This window comes from Burkholderia sp. YIM B11467 (assembly GCF_052952715.1).
In genome coordinates this window covers 379,453-392,968 of sequence record NZ_JBQVSQ010000005.1, presented here as the reverse complement: position 1 = coordinate 392,968, position 13,516 = coordinate 379,453, and the positions used below count along the sequence as shown (strand labels likewise).

Here is a 13,516-nt window from a genome sequence, read left to right as displayed (position 1 = left end):
CATGCACAACCTTCGTTTCCGTATGCATTCGGGTTCCTTGTCAGTGGACGGCGGGAGTGAGCAGGTCGGGCGTCGCCTGCACGACCTTCACGGTCTTGCCGGTGTGCGGACACGGTCGCGTGCCGGGCTCGAAGACGAGGCCCTCGTCGCGCAGCTCGGCGACGCGCGCACACACCGACGACAGGCGGATTCCGGTCAGGTTGGCGATGTCGAGCCGCGATAACGCGGTGGCCGGGATCGTGCGGAGCAGGGCGACGATCCTCGCCTGCTGGTTGGCGACAGTTCCGTCGTCGCGCACGGACACGTAGGCTAAGAAGCTGGTCGTCGATGCGTTATACATTGCTGCTCCTGCGTTCGGTGCCCGGGAATGCGGGCCGCGGCATCCAGTGGCTCGGCACGACTTCGGTAGGGCGATTCGGCGAGAACGCGCAATTCACCCAGACGCCGGGGCAATCACCGTGCTCCAGCCAGTAGCCGACCAGGACGACGCTCGCGATTGCATCTTTCGCCCGAGCGAACAGGATGATGACGCTACCGTCTTTCGGCGCGGATTCGATCGGGCGCCATCCATCACTTCCCGCAATGGATCTCGCACGAGTCAGCGGCCGGATCTCGTTGAGCAGTCTCTGGTTCTTCGTATCAGAGCCGCGATAGACGACGTTCACGAAAACGCGGTGATGCGATTCACGATCGACCATGCCTGGCTTCACTTCGTAGCTCGTGACTTCGCAGACGTGGTCGAGATCGTCGCGGCCGTGCGAGATCAGCACGAGCGCGCCAATCGGAGGGAGCAGGGGCGAGCCTTCCCATAAAGTCGGGACGTTCATGCGGCACCTCGTGCGATCTGATCGGTCAATGCCGCGATCGACTTGGGCCCCATCACGACAGTGCCCCCGCTGATCTGGTACATCAGGTTCTCGGTCCCGAAGAAGTCGCGCATCCACGCATTCAGGTCGGCGACGAATTCAGCGGGCATCAATTCGGCGAACCGCAGCGAAACCTTCATCCGCGGTACGTCGTCGAGGCTGGCGTCTTCGACAATGCGAAGAGCAAACAGGGGATTGAATTCGTGCGAGGTCACGGGAATGTCCTCCAAAGCCATGCCGCAAGGACGCCGCAGAGAAGGAACGCACCAACGAGCATGCAGACAGCGCCAGCCATCTGCACTTTCTCCTTCAGGCCTGGCGGCGGACGATGGCCGATCACTGCGACGGTCACGTAGCCAAACACCATCAACATGAATCCGATAGCCGTCATCACGCATCCCCCGTTTCAAGCGCACCCGTATCGCGCCATTGGTACGACTCGCGGTCGGCAGTCGGCGTGGCGACGGGAAGGGGTGAGTGCTTCGGTTTCGCCGCCTGCTTTGCGCGGATCTTCGCGATCGTCTCGGGCACGTTGATGCGCGCCAGTTCCGTCTCGCCGGCCGCGTGCATGTCGATCCCGTTCGCGAGGCAGAGCGCGGCGAGCGTTACCATGACGCCGCCGGCCTCCTGCGCCGGGTCGCCGGCCGGCCGCGACCAGGTGTAGTCGACCAGCGCGTGCGCTTCCTCGCGCGTCATGCCGTGCGCCTGCACAAGCTCGCCGGCCTCTTCGTAGAACCGGTGATTGCGCTCCGCGCGATCGGCCGCGATCGTGGCGCCGAAGCAAGCCAGCATCCACGGCTGAACGCGCTGCTGAAACGACGTCGGCGTGGTCTTTAGCACGTAGTCGCGGATCACCTTCATGCAGTTCGCGTCAAGCTGCGCTGTCAGACCGCTCAGCCGCGATTCGTCGAGTGGCGAACACATGCGGTCGAGCGCAGCATGCACGTCGGCCGGGATCGCCACCGCTTCCGCCGCCATAGCGGGCGAGCGAAGCACGTCCGACAGCTTCACGTACTCGCCATCGTCCCTGCTATACATCACGGCAACGTCGCCACCTCGAACCTTGTCCAGTGCGATGCCCGGCGCGTATCGAGGCAGTTTCACCCCTTCCGCCGCCGTCTCACTGGCAGATGCGGCGCGGGCTTGCCGTGCGTGCCACGAATCGACGCGCCACGCGAGCGACGCGTCTGATTCGTTGAGCAGTCGCGCAGGGTAGGTGTCTGCCATCGCCGCCCGCTCGTCGGTCGATGCGGGGGCGAGTTGCGCTGGCTTCCACGCCTTGCTCGGGCAGCCAATCTGGTCGAGGCATTTCCCGGTACACCCGCACTCGCTATTGCCGTCGATCGGGGCTGCTGCGGGCCGCTCGATGGTGAAGCCATCGAACAGATGCGCGATGAACTCGGTCAAGATGAAGCGATCGTCAGCGTTCGGTTCGCGCGAATCGTTGTTTTCGCCGACGATTTCGAACGTCTCGATTGCGGCGAGGGCGGCTCGCGCCGTCAGCGGTGCGGGCTGCTCGACAGGGGATGCGGCGCTCGCCACTGCCTCGATTTCGCCGCTATCCTTCTTGATGCATACGGTTTGGTTTGACGTCATCATACGGACTCCGAAGATTTAGCCGCATCCGTGGGGGCAATGCGCCATGCGCGAACGCCTCCCTTGACCGAGCGCACGACGAAATTGCCGCCATGGTTTCGGCGGTGATAGTTCGCGCAATTGCTCAGCTCCTTGAGCAGAGCGGCCGGCTCGCCGCTGACAAAAAACGAGTCGCCGATCTCCATCTTCGAGAACGGATACCGCTGCGGGCGCCCTCGCGTGGAAGAGGGGATCGGCAGGCCCTTTTCGATGACGTACTCCGGCGCAACTTTCGATGCAGGCTTCGCCGCCGCGGCAGATAAAGAAGCTTTTGTCGTGCCCATTTAAAGACCTTTCATGGTATTGGTTTTCAATTCTTCACACAAAACACTGTCAAAATCCGACAAACGTGAATTCCGGTATCGGATACTAACAAAGTATCCGATATAGTCGGAAAAAAGTCACGCTGTTTTTTATGCGCCAATTTTCGGTGGATTGCGACCGGCGCCGAGCTGCGGCGCAGGTCGATTGGCGGCCTCCCCGGGGCTCATGCGCACGAAGCCGAGCAACGGCTTATCCTGGCCGCCGAGCATCACCTGATGTGCCGCGCGCGTGTCGCCGATCATCACCGGAAGCTGGCTCTGGTGGCCGGTGCGATTGTTCTGAGCCTCCGCGGCGCCGATCAGCACGGGCAGGTATTCGGGCGTCTCGCTACGCATTCGATAGCCGCGGTACCGGTTGACGAACTCGTTGCGCACGTGCGGCCAATCCTTTTCATCTTTCGAGCCGACTAACACCCAGCCGCCCATCTCGACGATCACGCGATGGACCAGCGCATCATCGAACACGACGCTGTTGTACGTGCCGCACGAGCGGACCGCGTTGTCGACTTTCGCCCATGCCACCAATGCGGCATCCTGCGTCGAGCCGTCTACCATCTTCACGATGTCGGCTGGCATCGGCATGAACTGGCCGGTGTCAGGGTTGACGCTGTGACGCCCGAACGCGTCTTTGATTGCAGACAGGTCGAACGCCTTCATCGCGTTCCACCATACGTCCGCGCTGAAGTCCGAGAAATCGCGCCGATAGAAGGCGTGCACGTCGGCGATCAGTGCAACGAACGCGCCATGGTCTTTCGGGTTCATTGCGGCATTCCTCCCTGCTGGGACTGGAACCGCGCAGCAGCGCGGGCGGCGACATCACGGTTGCGAGCTTCGAGCGCTTCCTGTCGATTGAGCGACGGCACCGCGCCGGGCCCCGACGCCGCTCCATCCTTCGCCTGCTCGTTCACGTACCAACTCGCCTTGAATCCGGCCCAGCCCTTCACCGCGGCGTAATGCACGGCGGCGCCCGGCGTGAGGGCCGCCTTCTCGGCTTCGGTCTTCATCGCATCCCATGCGGTCTGCGTGAACGGCAGGTTCTTGTCCCGGCGCACCTTGAGCCAGTCTGCCGCGTGTTGCGGATCGACACCCTCTGCGATCAGCTTTTCAGCATTGGCATGGTCCTCGGCGTCTTTTTTGTTCACGGAGCGCTTGCGCGACGGTGCGCGCCTGCGCGCAGTGTTTTTATCTCCCTCTGCTTCTGTATCTGTATCTGTATCTGTATCTGTATCTGTATCTGTACGCGTGACATCCGTGACATCTCCCGTGACGTCACGGTGGTTGTCACGCGTGACATGTGCGTGACCTTCTCCATCGGGTTCGGAGGAGGGGGCGCCGCGCTCGCGCTCGCGCTGCCGGCGCTTGCGCTCTGCCGCCGTCGAATCGGCGTCGCTCTTGAACTGGCGATCCTCCCATCCGAAGGGCTGCAGCGTTTCGCGATCAACGAGCCCGACCTCCGCGAGCCGGCGGCCGACCTCTTCGAGTTCGTCGACCTGCAGTCCGAGCTTGACTGCGACCTTGCGCTTGAGGAGGGGGCCCGCCTCGTCGATAATTCCTTTGCCTTTGCAACAGAGGATTGCGAAGAAATACCAGCGGTCACTCGGCGCGATCAGGCGAAGCTTCTCGTCGTCGACAGAGTCGGTGTACATGCGGAACCAGGGTAAGTTTTTGGTCGTCATCGTAGGCTCCTTACTGCGCAGCCTGCGCGTGACATTCAATCTTCGGCCTCGGCGTTTCCGGCTTGTCTTTGCCGCGGCCCATGCCGGTAATGCGGCCAGGCACATCGCGCAGCCCGAGGAGATCGATCACGGTCATCGGTTCATCGTTCGGGCCGATGTACTCGGAACTGAGATGGGCTAACTGGAGCGCGCGGGCGCTGCTGACGGCCTTGTGGCCGTTCTTGATGCCGTTCCAGTAGATCATGCTGACTTCGAGGCGGTCGACGATGCGGCGCACGACGTCCAAGCCGTAGTGGTCGTGGAATTCCTTGGCGTTCAAGGGCTGGCTCCTTTGGTTGGTAGATCGGATACCAGTATAGCATCCGATCCTTCGAAAGTATCCTTGCGTGAGGGCAGTTGCTACTTTCGTAAGCCATTGATAACCATAAAAAAGATACTTCTAAGGTTGCGTTTCGGACAAAAACGCTTCACTATTCGCCCAATAGAGACCACTATCTTGGCGCACTGGAGCGGCGCGCCCGCTCACGAATAAACGCAGCGAGGCCCCAGCTACGGGGGCGAGAGCTGGCGAACACATTGGAACCGAAATCATGGCTGACACTATCGAGCAAATACGCTGGAGAAACTTTGAGTTTCTTTTCCAGAAGTTCAAGGACGAGGTACGCCGCGCCGATCCGGATGCTAAAGACAGAGGGATGCTGAAGGCCTTTTCAGAGCGCCTCGAAATGAATCGCGTCTATGTCTCTCAAGTGAACAATCAGCGCAAAGTCATTGGAACTGAAACAGCAGACAAGATAGAGAAGGTGCTAAAGCTTGATCCGGGTTGGATGGATACGGATCACTCTATAGAGGCCCTTGCTGATAACGACGATGCGCGCTCGTTCAATGAGGCGGTGATGGCACTGTATGCCCAGGCGCCGGAGGCTTCGAAGTCGGCCCTTCTCAAGATATTTTCCGCGCTTGTTGCTGGAAAACCCCTAGACAAAATCACGTAAAAATTACCTTTTCTGCGCGCATTTAAATTTGTGCGCGCGGAAAAAAACTGTGTCAAAATGTAATCAGAGGTAATGCCTGCGGAACGTTAGGCCGCGCACTTCGAAACAAAAGCAAACCCTTGGGGGCAACAAATGGAAGGTACTTCACTGCGCACCGCCGTGTCCTGCGATGCAGATTCCGCTGTGCGCGCGGCGTCTGCGTTATCGCCGGGGTGGGGGGAGATCGAGGCGATGCGCGCGATGGCAAGCGCCATCCCGGCAGACCGCCGACAGGAGGTTTTGGAAAAGATGAGGGCGCTCGTTTTTGCGTCCAAAACGGATACCAACATGGTGTCAGTTTCCGCTTGACGATACCGCATAGCTTTCGGTACTATATCTGTACCGTGTCATTGGTGCGCGCTGAGAGGGCGCATCAGTGTCGGTTCCTTCCGTGTCCCTCATGGGATGCTTCCGCCGAACGGATGCCGTGGCGGTTTTTTATTCTTCGGCCGTCGCCCGACTAGATCGCGCGGCGGCTGTTGTGTTTCTGGCGCACTGAAAAGCGAAAGCCCGCGCTCGGCGGGCTCATCGTAATTCTCGTAACGTCATGGGCTATAACCTCAGCACTGGGTTTCGCTGCGCGCGCGAGCACATGGCTTCGTCACGCTCCGTGTGCCGGTTTCGGCCGATCGGCTTGATTTCTGCCGATCGGCGGCCGTAATAACGCTAGACGTCTGAGTATGCATTTCATCGGTTAATCCTCCCTGATTGATCGTGGTCAGTGATGCTCAGCAAAATGCTTGCGCGCTTTCTCTGACGCGCTATCGGTGATCGACTTCCTCACCAGTTCCCGGACAAGTGCGGCAAGCGCCTTGTCATCGTGATACGCGGCGCGGATCTGTTCCGCGTCCGATAGTTCTACTGATTGCAGACCGGCGACCAGGTCTTGGGCCGGCAGCGTCTGCAGTGCTTCCTTGATCAGCTCGCCGGCGAACTCGTTGAGATCGTCAAGTTCGTCGTACTCGGCGTAGTGGCGTGCCGCCGCGCGATCGAGGTGCGCATCGCGTGAGATTTCGAATCTGCGCGACATGGCTTGCTCCTGTTTTGTCGGTGTTCGAGTGCAATTAAAGGATACCAACATGGTATCGCTTTGTGCAAGGGAATTTTCCGTGACAGTCAGTTCCGCGGCCCGTCGCGCCGGGAGAGAGGAGGGAAAGTGAGTCCGAATGCCTATCCGGCCGTCATTTGCCTGCTGTTCTGTGGCGTGGCGCTACTAACGGTCACGCTGCGAGGCGTCTTCGGTCGCCTGATCCGCCGCATTCGCGAGGGCGACGAGCGGGCCCGGGCGAACCGGCGCCGTCAAGCGATCGAAGAGGCTCGGTTCCGAGAAATCGAGCGCCGCGCCGATCTGGCGGCCGACAGCCGCCGACGCCTGACGGGTGCCGCATGAGAGCGGCCGCCTGGTTGTCATGCTGGCCGCTGCTCGGCCTGATGTGGTGCGCCGCGACGTTCGGCGACGCGATGTCGGATGCCTGCCTCGCGCTCGACGAGACGATCGGCCAGTTGCTCGACTACGCGGAGAGCGAATGACGCTGACGAAAGCGATCGAGGTCGCGCGCCGGGTGATGGCCGAGCATGCTGGCCTCGAGCTGGCTGTCGTCGACATGCGCCCGCACGCGCAACCGCTGAATCCCGACAACCCCGAGCACGTCGAGGCTGCGGCCGCGTGGAATGCGCTGTCGCTCGCAAACACGGGCTACTGACGAGGTGTGACATGAAATAACGCCAACCGGATGCTGCTGGTACTGCTCCCCCCGCCGCGAAAGAGTGGGGTTCGCCCGTCGAGCGAGTGTTAAAGAAGTCGGCCGCGACCTGTTGAATCTGCGCCTGCCAAGCGACGCGAAGGTCAAGTAACGGGCAGTGGCATGCCGCCGGATACGTAACCGGCAGCAGTACATGCGCGACCGCGCTTGATTCGATTCAACGAAATGGCCCTGTTCGGGCTAGGTGCGCCGCTTACCGCCCGCGGCGCGCGCAAACAAGGGACCGCTCAGTGCCACCCGATCTCCGGACTCCGGATAGGCATGAGCCGCGAGCGGGTCTCTACACATTCTCAGGCATGGCCGCTCAATCCCTCTTGGAGGAAGTAGCGCGCACGGACAGTGGCCATGCCTGAGGGTGGTAGCTCAGGGAGCGGGACGGATTCCAAATCCGAGCCGCGGAGGTTCGATTCCTTCACTGCCCGCCAGAGGAGGGGCCCGGTACGCAAGCCGGCAAGTGGGTGCAGAGCCCGCGCTTTCACTCAAGCAACCAGACTGCGGCCGAGGGCCGTCGAACGCGACAGATCGTCGAACGGGTTGGGTTGCTTCAGTGAGAGCGAATGGCGCGAAGAACGACAGGAGGAATCCTGCACGATCGCGCGACTGCCCCGTAAAGAGGCCGAAAGGCTCGGGAACGCTGAACCGCAGCGGCTATGAGGACTGGCGCCGGGCCGGTCGGAATGCGGATCACCCGGCATCTTCACGCATGGCGATTGGCTGCGGAACCTACCGCGAGCGACTTCCGGGTTAGGAGTAGGGGTGCAGTTCGACTCTGCGCCCCGGTCGTATAGGGAAGCCAGTCGCCAGCCGTGAGGGTGAATGCGCACAGAGATATGCCGGGATACAGACCGGCGCGCACGCTCTCTCGCGCCGCTCCCGGCCACCGTCGATCTAACGCTATGCGAGGACGGCGCCGGCTGGAGAGCGCGCACCTATTCATTGCACGCCGGGGCGCCTAGCGGACGAGTGGCGCCGATCTATGAGTAACCGCCGCAGGTCACGACGGGGTACGTGCTGGGCCTTTGCCCGCTTCGGCGGGATTTTCCCAAGCGCCGGGCGTGACCGATTCCCAACAACACGCATCGCTGGAGGTCAGATGGCGCGCCGAAAGAGAGCCGACGCCGCAGTAACTGACGCGGCGAGTGCGCGGCCGATGGCGCCTGGTGAGATGTTCGCCGACGAGAGCATGACGACCCGCATCATGCCCGCGCGCGACGTGAGCGACTGGGTCTACGAGTCGATCTTCCGCGACGGGGCGCCGCTTCACAACGACGACCATCGACACCTGTGGAATGCCGACATCGCCTACCTCTGGGCCGCCGTGGACTACACCAAGCAGATGCGCCGCGTTGTCGGCCAATGCGAGGAGGTGATGATCCGCGCCGGAGGGTGGCAGAAGGCACGGCAGGAGCAACAGTTCTACGAGTGGTTCGGCCGCGTGCCGGACTTCCTCATCACATTCGACGCGATGTACGCACGGGAGTGCTCAGACCTCCAATGGTGCGCGCTCGTCGAGCATGAGCTGTATCACATCGGCCAACGCGACGACGGGTTCGGCGCTCCGGCTTTCACGAAGGACGGAATGCCGAAGCTCGGCATCCGCGGGCACGACGTCGAGGAGTTCGTCGGCATCGTCCGGCGCTACGGCATCGACGCCGGCGCGGGCGACTCAGCGAAGTTTGTCGCTGCCGCACAGAAGGCGCCCGAGATCGGGCGAATCAACATCGCACACGCGTGCGGAACGTGCATGCTGCGCGCCGCATAACCGCTACTCAGCCGCTACAGGACATACGCCATGGCAACGCTCAATGAGGCGGTCAAGCGCTTCATTGTGCAAGCGCTTGCCTGCTACGACACCCCCACCGAGGTATCGGAATCGGTGAAAGCCGAATTCGGCATCGAAGTTCACCGGGTGCAGGTCGCCCAGTACGACCCGACGAAGGTTGCCGGGAAGGAGGTCGGGAAGAAGTGGGTTGACCTGTTCCACTCGACGCGCGAGCGATTCCGCCGCGAGGTCGCCGAGATTCCCATCGCCGATCAGGCGTACCGGCTGCGTCAGCTCGGCCGGTTGTTCGATCGCACGTCGCGCTCCGGTAACACGGTGGTCGCTGCGCAATTGCTCGAGCAGGCCGCGAAGGAAGCGGGCGGCGCGTTCACGAACCGGCAGAAGCTGGAGCACACAGGCAAGGACGGCGCACCGATCAAGACCGCGGCCATCCCGGTCGATTTGGACGATTTGACCGATGACGAACTCGCACTCCTCGAGCGTATCGCTGCTCGGCGTCAGCCTGGAGCAAATCCGGGCTAAGCAAGAGGAGCGGAGGCAGCAAAAGCTGAAAGAGACGCGCAAGCGGCTCGAAGACAGCCACCTTGAGTTCTCGAAGTACTTTTTCCGCGCGCGGCAGGGTATCGAATTCCGCGTGAACTGGCACCACGTGTTGATCTGCGACATCGTGCAGCGCGTGATGGATGGCACGTCGAAGAACGTCGTCATCAACGTGCCGCCGGGCTCGTCGAAGACTGAGCTTGTCGCGATCAACCTGATTGCCCGCGGACTCGCTGTCAACTCGCGCGCGCGCTTCCTGCACATTTCGTATTCGGATGACCTCGCGCTGCTCAACAGCGAGACGGCACGCGAGATCGTCGGCTCCGACGACTTTCAGGCTATCTGGCCGATGGCGATCGCGGCCGACGCGAAGTCGAAGAAGCGATGGAACGTGGTCGTCAACGGCAAGAAGGCCGGCGGCGTGTATGCGGTATCCCTCGGCGGCCAGATCACCGGCTTCCGTGCCGGCCACATGGCTGAAGGCTGGCAGGGCGCGATCATCATCGACGATCCGCTGAAGGTCGAGGACGCATACAGCAAGACGAATCGCGATAAGGCGAATCGGAAGCTGATGTCGACCGTGAAGAGCCGGAAGGCAAATCCTGACACGCCGATCATCGTGATCATGCAGCGGCTCGCCGAAGAGGATCCGACCGGCTTCATCAAGTCGGGCAAGCTGCCTGGCGAGTGGGAATTCATCGAGATCCCCGCGCTGATCACAGACGACTACGTCGCTGCGCTGCCGGAGCACATCCGCGCGATGGTCGACAGCGAGGAGCGCGACGAAGACGGCCGGTTCAGCTACTGGCCGTACAAGGAGCCGCTGCAAGACCTGCTCGCATCGGAGAAGGCCGATGCCTACGTGTTCAGCGGGCAGTACATGCAACGGCCCGCGCCGCTCGGTGGCGGGATCATCCAGAGCGGCAAGTTCCTCCGCTACGGCGCGCTGCCGCAGTTGCAGTACCGGAAGATCTTCGCCGATACGGCGCAGAAGACGGCCGAGCGCAACGACTACAGCGTGTTCCAGTGCTGGGGGCTTGGTTACGACAACCGCCTGTATCTGATCGACCAGATCCGCGGGAAATGGAAGGCGCCGGAGCTGAAGCAGCGCGCGATCGACTTCTGGAACAAGCACGCGGCAGTCGGCGCGGACGATCCGAGCGCAGCTGTGCTGCGGCAGATGAAGGTAGAGGACAAGTCGAGCGGCACCGGCCTGATTCAAGAGATTCAGGCGGAGGGCGGAATTCCCATCGAGGGGATCGAGCGTGTCAAGGACAAGCTCACGCGCGTCATGGACGTCGTCAGCCACATCGACGTCGGAAACGTGGCCGTGCCGGCCGACGCGCCGTTCGTCAACGACTTCATCACGGAGTGCGATTCGTTCACTGCGGACGACACGCACATGCACGACGACCAGATCGATCCGATGGTCGACGCCATCAATGACATGCTGGGAGGCGCGAAAGACCTGTCGGTCTGGAAGCGGCTTGCCGGTTGAGTACGACAGGATTTCCCAGAATGTCGCGAAAGAGACAGTCCCGGCCGCCAGCGCCGGCCCCCGCTGCACCGGCGCACCGCACGACCGACTCGTTCGCCAACTTCCAGTCGCGGCTTGGCTGGGGCGCGGAAAATCAGTCGTCTGCGTCGCAGTACACGCTGTCGTACCAGAGCCGCAATCGCATCTGGCTGGAGGCGGCGTATCGCGGCTCGTGGATCGTGCGCGCTGCGGTGGATGCGATTCCGGAGGACATGACGCGCAAGGGCATTGCGATGTCCGGCCTCAAGCCGACTGCCATCGCGAAGCTCGACACCGCGATGACCGAATTGGCGATCTGGGATCAGCTTTGCGACACCGGCAAGTGGGCGCAGCTCTACGGCGGCGCGATCGCGGTGATGCTGATCGACGGCCAAGATATGGCGACGCCGCTTCGGCGCGAGACGATCGGCGTGGGGCAGTTCAAGGGCCTCGTCGTGCTCGACCGATGGATGGTGGCGCCGCCGGTCGGCGAGATCGTGACGGAGTTCGGCCCTGACATGGGCATGCCGATGTTTTACAACGTATTGGCCAACACCGCTGGGTTGCCGAAGGGGAAGATCCACTACTCGCGCGTGATCCGCATGGATGGCGAAGCGCTGCCGTTCTACCAGCGCATCAGCGAGAACGGTTGGGGGCTTTCGATCCTGGAGCCGATGTGGGATCGCTTGATCGCGTTTGACAGCGCATCGGTCGGTACCGGGCAGCTCGTCTACAAGGCGCATCTCCGCGTCCTGCAGGTCGAGAAGCTTCGCGAAATCATCGCGATGGGCGGCCCGGCGCTCGCCGGCCTGAAAGCGCAGATCGAGTTCACGCGCCTCGCGCAGACCAACGAGGGCATGACGGTCCTCGACTCGACGGACAAGTTCGAGACGCACCAGTATTCGTTCTCGGGCCTGTCCGACGTGCTGATCCGCTTCGCCGAGCAATTGAGCGGCGCATTGGGCATCCCACTCACGCGCCTGTTCGGGCAATCGCCTGGCGGCCTCGGTACGACAGGCGAAGGGGAGATGAAGCAATACCACGAGAAGGTCAACACGCGGCAGGAGCGCAAGCTTCGTCGGCCGCTTGGGCGCCTGCTCGATATTCTCTCGCGATCGGTCTTGGGCGAGCCTCTACCCGAGGACTTCACCTTCACCTTCCGCCCGCTTCAGGAAATGTCGGCCGCCGAGAAGTCGGAGATCGGCAACAAGACGGTCGACTCTGTCACGAAGGCAGTCGAGGCCGAACTGATCACGCGCAGCCAGGGCATGCGCGAGCTGAAGGCGTCGTCTGAAGACACCGGTTTGTTCGGTGACATCAGCGACGAGCAGATCGCGCAGGCAGAGAGCGACGATCAAAGCGCCGATCCGCCGCCGATCGATGCTTCCCTGCCGGCTGACCTTTTGCCGGCCGCGGGAGCGCGAACGAGCGATTCCATCATCCGCAGACTCTTACGACGACGATGACACTGACACTCGACCGCCGGCGCGGCCGGCCAGAGAATCCGGTGCGCCTGAGCGGCCCCGAGCGTCGATACAGGGCGCAGCTGCGCAAGATCGGCGGACAGGTCGGCGTCCTTGTTGATGGATTCCCGGCCGGCGACCCGGCGTCGGCGTCCTTCATCGAGGAGATGTTGCGCCGATACGCCGATGCGCTTACCCCGTGGGCCGAGGTCACGGCCGCGCAGATGATCGCCGACCTGAACCGCAAGGATGAGCAGGCGTGGATGCGCCGCGCGGCCGACATGTCGAAGGCGATGCGCGATGAGATCCGCGGCGCCCCGACCGGCGAGATGATGCGCGCCCTGATGACCGAGCAGGTGACGCTGATCAAGTCGATCCCGCTCGAGGCTGCACAGCGGGTGCACCGTCTGACCATCGAGCGGATGGAGGGCGGCGGCCGGGCTGCCGAGATCTCGAAGATGATCCAAGCCTCGGGAGACGTGGCGAAAAGCCGGGCCGATCTCATCGCGCGCACCGAGGTAAGTCGCGCGGCGTCGAACTTGACGGAGGCTCGCGCGCTACATGTCGGTAGCCCCGGGTACTTCTGGCGCACTTCGGAAGACTCGGACGTGCGCATCGATCACCGCATCCTCGAAGGCCGCTTCATCCCATGGGATCAGCCGCCGATCGCGGACCGGCGCACCGGGCGCCGCGCACATGCGGGCTGCATTTACGGCTGTCGCTGTTGGCAGGAAGTTGTTCTGCCGAGGGGATGAGAATGAAGACGCAAATCACGATCCGCGTGAAGACCGCGTGGTGGCTGCCGCTGTACGCGCGCGGCCTCATCGCATGGTGCCGACTCACGCGGATACAACCGAACTACGGCCGCGTCGAACGAATCGTCAGGCGCGCCGTTCGAACGAGCTTCGAAAGCTGAC

The 13,516-nt window shown here is 62.4% G+C and carries 19 protein-coding genes; 10 read left to right on the top strand and 9 right to left on the bottom strand.

Features of this window, described 5'->3' with window-relative positions; genetic code table 11:
• Positions 1-40: 40 nt before the first annotated feature.
• The 8 genes from ACTRWB_RS20070 to ACTRWB_RS20035 form a co-directional block, all read right to left on the bottom strand.
• Positions 41-340 carry a hypothetical protein gene (locus ACTRWB_RS20070; RefSeq protein ID WP_446903024.1) on the bottom strand — a complete coding sequence of 100 codons (300 nt, stop codon included), beginning with the start codon at positions 338-340 and terminating at the stop codon, positions 41-43.
• Positions 333-827, bottom strand: a complete 495-nt coding sequence (locus ACTRWB_RS20065; RefSeq protein WP_446903023.1) for a hypothetical protein — start codon at positions 825-827, stop codon at positions 333-335. The genes ACTRWB_RS20070 and ACTRWB_RS20065 overlap by 8 nt, the downstream gene beginning before the upstream one ends.
• Complete coding sequence (locus ACTRWB_RS20060) at positions 824-1,081, bottom strand: hypothetical protein (protein WP_446903022.1); 258 nt, start codon at positions 1,079-1,081, stop codon at positions 824-826. The genes ACTRWB_RS20065 and ACTRWB_RS20060 overlap by 4 nt, the downstream gene beginning before the upstream one ends.
• 175 nt (positions 1,082-1,256) lie before the next feature.
• Complete coding sequence (locus tag ACTRWB_RS20055) at positions 1,257-2,465, bottom strand: hypothetical protein (protein ID WP_446903021.1); 1,209 nt, start codon at positions 2,463-2,465, stop codon at positions 1,257-1,259.
• Positions 2,462-2,785, bottom strand: a complete 324-nt coding sequence (locus tag ACTRWB_RS20050) for a DUF7303 family protein (RefSeq protein WP_446903020.1) — start codon at positions 2,783-2,785, stop codon at positions 2,462-2,464. The genes ACTRWB_RS20055 and ACTRWB_RS20050 overlap by 4 nt, the downstream gene beginning before the upstream one ends.
• A 129-nt stretch (positions 2,786-2,914) precedes the next feature.
• Positions 2,915-3,586 carry a DUF6475 domain-containing protein gene (locus tag ACTRWB_RS20045; protein WP_446903019.1) on the bottom strand — a complete coding sequence of 224 codons (672 nt, stop codon included), beginning with the start codon at positions 3,584-3,586 and terminating at the stop codon, positions 2,915-2,917.
• A complete protein-coding gene (locus ACTRWB_RS20040; RefSeq protein ID WP_446903018.1) occupies positions 3,583-4,500 on the bottom strand; it encodes a hypothetical protein in 918 nt (305 codons plus the stop codon). Before ACTRWB_RS20040 ends, ACTRWB_RS20045 begins: the two co-directional genes overlap by 4 nt.
• 10 nt (positions 4,501-4,510) lie before the next feature.
• Positions 4,511-4,819 (bottom strand): hypothetical protein, encoded by a 309-nt coding sequence (locus ACTRWB_RS20035; RefSeq protein ID WP_446903017.1) that lies wholly within the window; start codon positions 4,817-4,819, stop codon positions 4,511-4,513.
• A gap of 271 nt (positions 4,820-5,090) precedes the next feature.
• Between ACTRWB_RS20035 and ACTRWB_RS20030 the strand changes: the two genes are divergently transcribed.
• A complete protein-coding gene (locus ACTRWB_RS20030) occupies positions 5,091-5,495 on the top strand; it encodes a hypothetical protein (RefSeq protein WP_446903016.1) in 405 nt (134 codons plus the stop codon).
• Positions 5,496-6,252: 757 nt separating this feature from the next.
• On the opposite strand, the gene ACTRWB_RS20025 is transcribed toward ACTRWB_RS20030, so the two are convergent.
• Positions 6,253-6,564 (bottom strand): hypothetical protein, encoded by a 312-nt coding sequence (locus ACTRWB_RS20025; protein ID WP_446903015.1) that lies wholly within the window; start codon positions 6,562-6,564, stop codon positions 6,253-6,255.
• A gap of 126 nt (positions 6,565-6,690) precedes the next feature.
• Here ACTRWB_RS20025 and ACTRWB_RS20020 point away from each other — a divergent pair, with 126 nt between their 5' ends.
• The 9 genes from ACTRWB_RS20020 to ACTRWB_RS19980 all read left to right on the top strand — a co-directional run bounded on the left by ACTRWB_RS20020 (position 6,691) and on the right by ACTRWB_RS19980 (position 13,515).
• Complete coding sequence (locus tag ACTRWB_RS20020; RefSeq protein WP_446903014.1) at positions 6,691-6,924, top strand: hypothetical protein; 234 nt, start codon at positions 6,691-6,693, stop codon at positions 6,922-6,924.
• Entirely contained in the window at positions 6,921-7,064 is a 144-nt protein-coding gene (locus ACTRWB_RS20015; protein ID WP_446903013.1) for a hypothetical protein, read from the top strand. The genes ACTRWB_RS20020 and ACTRWB_RS20015 overlap by 4 nt, the downstream gene beginning before the upstream one ends.
• Positions 7,061-7,237: a hypothetical protein gene (locus tag ACTRWB_RS20010; protein WP_446903012.1), complete on the top strand. Its 177-nt coding sequence runs from the start codon at positions 7,061-7,063 to the stop codon at positions 7,235-7,237. The genes ACTRWB_RS20015 and ACTRWB_RS20010 overlap by 4 nt, the downstream gene beginning before the upstream one ends.
• Before the next feature lie 1,153 nt (positions 7,238-8,390).
• Positions 8,391-9,059 (top strand): putative metallopeptidase, encoded by a 669-nt coding sequence (locus ACTRWB_RS20005; RefSeq protein ID WP_446903011.1) that lies wholly within the window; start codon positions 8,391-8,393, stop codon positions 9,057-9,059.
• 30 nt (positions 9,060-9,089) lie between these two features.
• Positions 9,090-9,602 (top strand): DUF2280 domain-containing protein, encoded by a 513-nt coding sequence (locus ACTRWB_RS20000; protein WP_446903010.1) that lies wholly within the window; start codon positions 9,090-9,092, stop codon positions 9,600-9,602.
• The gene (terL, locus tag ACTRWB_RS19995) at positions 9,538-11,118 is read left to right on the top strand and encodes a phage terminase large subunit (protein ID WP_446903009.1); all 1,581 of its coding nucleotides are present in this window, start codon (positions 9,538-9,540) and stop codon (positions 11,116-11,118) included. The genes ACTRWB_RS20000 and terL overlap by 65 nt, the downstream gene beginning before the upstream one ends.
• A 20-nt stretch (positions 11,119-11,138) precedes the next feature.
• Positions 11,139-12,602, top strand: a complete 1,464-nt coding sequence (locus ACTRWB_RS19990; protein ID WP_446903008.1) for a DUF1073 domain-containing protein — start codon at positions 11,139-11,141, stop codon at positions 12,600-12,602.
• Complete coding sequence (locus ACTRWB_RS19985) at positions 12,599-13,354, top strand: phage head morphogenesis protein (protein WP_446903007.1); 756 nt, start codon at positions 12,599-12,601, stop codon at positions 13,352-13,354. Before ACTRWB_RS19990 ends, ACTRWB_RS19985 begins: the two co-directional genes overlap by 4 nt.
• A 2-nt stretch (positions 13,355-13,356) precedes the next feature.
• Positions 13,357-13,515: a hypothetical protein gene (locus ACTRWB_RS19980; RefSeq protein WP_446903006.1), complete on the top strand. Its 159-nt coding sequence runs from the start codon at positions 13,357-13,359 to the stop codon at positions 13,513-13,515.
• Position 13,516: the final 1 nt, after the last annotated feature.

What these genes read in the sequence shown, in the direction of transcription:
- ACTRWB_RS20005 (WP_446903011.1), top strand. Translation starts at nt 8,391, where the DNA reads ATGGCGCGCCGAAAGAGAGCCGACGCCGCAGTAACTGACGCGGCGAGT.
- ACTRWB_RS20040 (WP_446903018.1), bottom strand. Translation starts at nt 4,500, where the DNA reads ATGACGACCAAAAACTTACCCTGGTTCCGCATGTACACCGACTCTGTC.
- ACTRWB_RS20050 (WP_446903020.1), bottom strand. Translation starts at nt 2,785, where the DNA reads ATGGGCACGACAAAAGCTTCTTTATCTGCCGCGGCGGCGAAGCCTGCA.
- ACTRWB_RS19990 (WP_446903008.1), top strand. Translation starts at nt 11,139, where the DNA reads ATGTCGCGAAAGAGACAGTCCCGGCCGCCAGCGCCGGCCCCCGCTGCA.
- terL (WP_446903009.1), top strand. Translation starts at nt 9,538, where the DNA reads ATGACGAACTCGCACTCCTCGAGCGTATCGCTGCTCGGCGTCAGCCTG.
- ACTRWB_RS20070 (WP_446903024.1), bottom strand. Translation starts at nt 340, where the DNA reads ATGTATAACGCATCGACGACCAGCTTCTTAGCCTACGTGTCCGTGCGC.
- ACTRWB_RS20065 (WP_446903023.1), bottom strand. Translation starts at nt 827, where the DNA reads ATGAACGTCCCGACTTTATGGGAAGGCTCGCCCCTGCTCCCTCCGATT.
- ACTRWB_RS20055 (WP_446903021.1), bottom strand. Translation starts at nt 2,465, where the DNA reads ATGATGACGTCAAACCAAACCGTATGCATCAAGAAGGATAGCGGCGAA.
- ACTRWB_RS19985 (WP_446903007.1), top strand. Translation starts at nt 12,599, where the DNA reads ATGACACTGACACTCGACCGCCGGCGCGGCCGGCCAGAGAATCCGGTG.
- ACTRWB_RS19980 (WP_446903006.1), top strand. Translation starts at nt 13,357, where the DNA reads ATGAAGACGCAAATCACGATCCGCGTGAAGACCGCGTGGTGGCTGCCG.
- ACTRWB_RS20015 (WP_446903013.1), top strand. Translation starts at nt 6,921, where the DNA reads ATGAGAGCGGCCGCCTGGTTGTCATGCTGGCCGCTGCTCGGCCTGATG.
- ACTRWB_RS20000 (WP_446903010.1), top strand. Translation starts at nt 9,090, where the DNA reads ATGGCAACGCTCAATGAGGCGGTCAAGCGCTTCATTGTGCAAGCGCTT.
- ACTRWB_RS20010 (WP_446903012.1), top strand. Translation starts at nt 7,061, where the DNA reads ATGACGCTGACGAAAGCGATCGAGGTCGCGCGCCGGGTGATGGCCGAG.
- ACTRWB_RS20030 (WP_446903016.1), top strand. Translation starts at nt 5,091, where the DNA reads ATGGCTGACACTATCGAGCAAATACGCTGGAGAAACTTTGAGTTTCTT.
- ACTRWB_RS20045 (WP_446903019.1), bottom strand. Translation starts at nt 3,586, where the DNA reads ATGAACCCGAAAGACCATGGCGCGTTCGTTGCACTGATCGCCGACGTG.
- ACTRWB_RS20025 (WP_446903015.1), bottom strand. Translation starts at nt 6,564, where the DNA reads ATGTCGCGCAGATTCGAAATCTCACGCGATGCGCACCTCGATCGCGCG.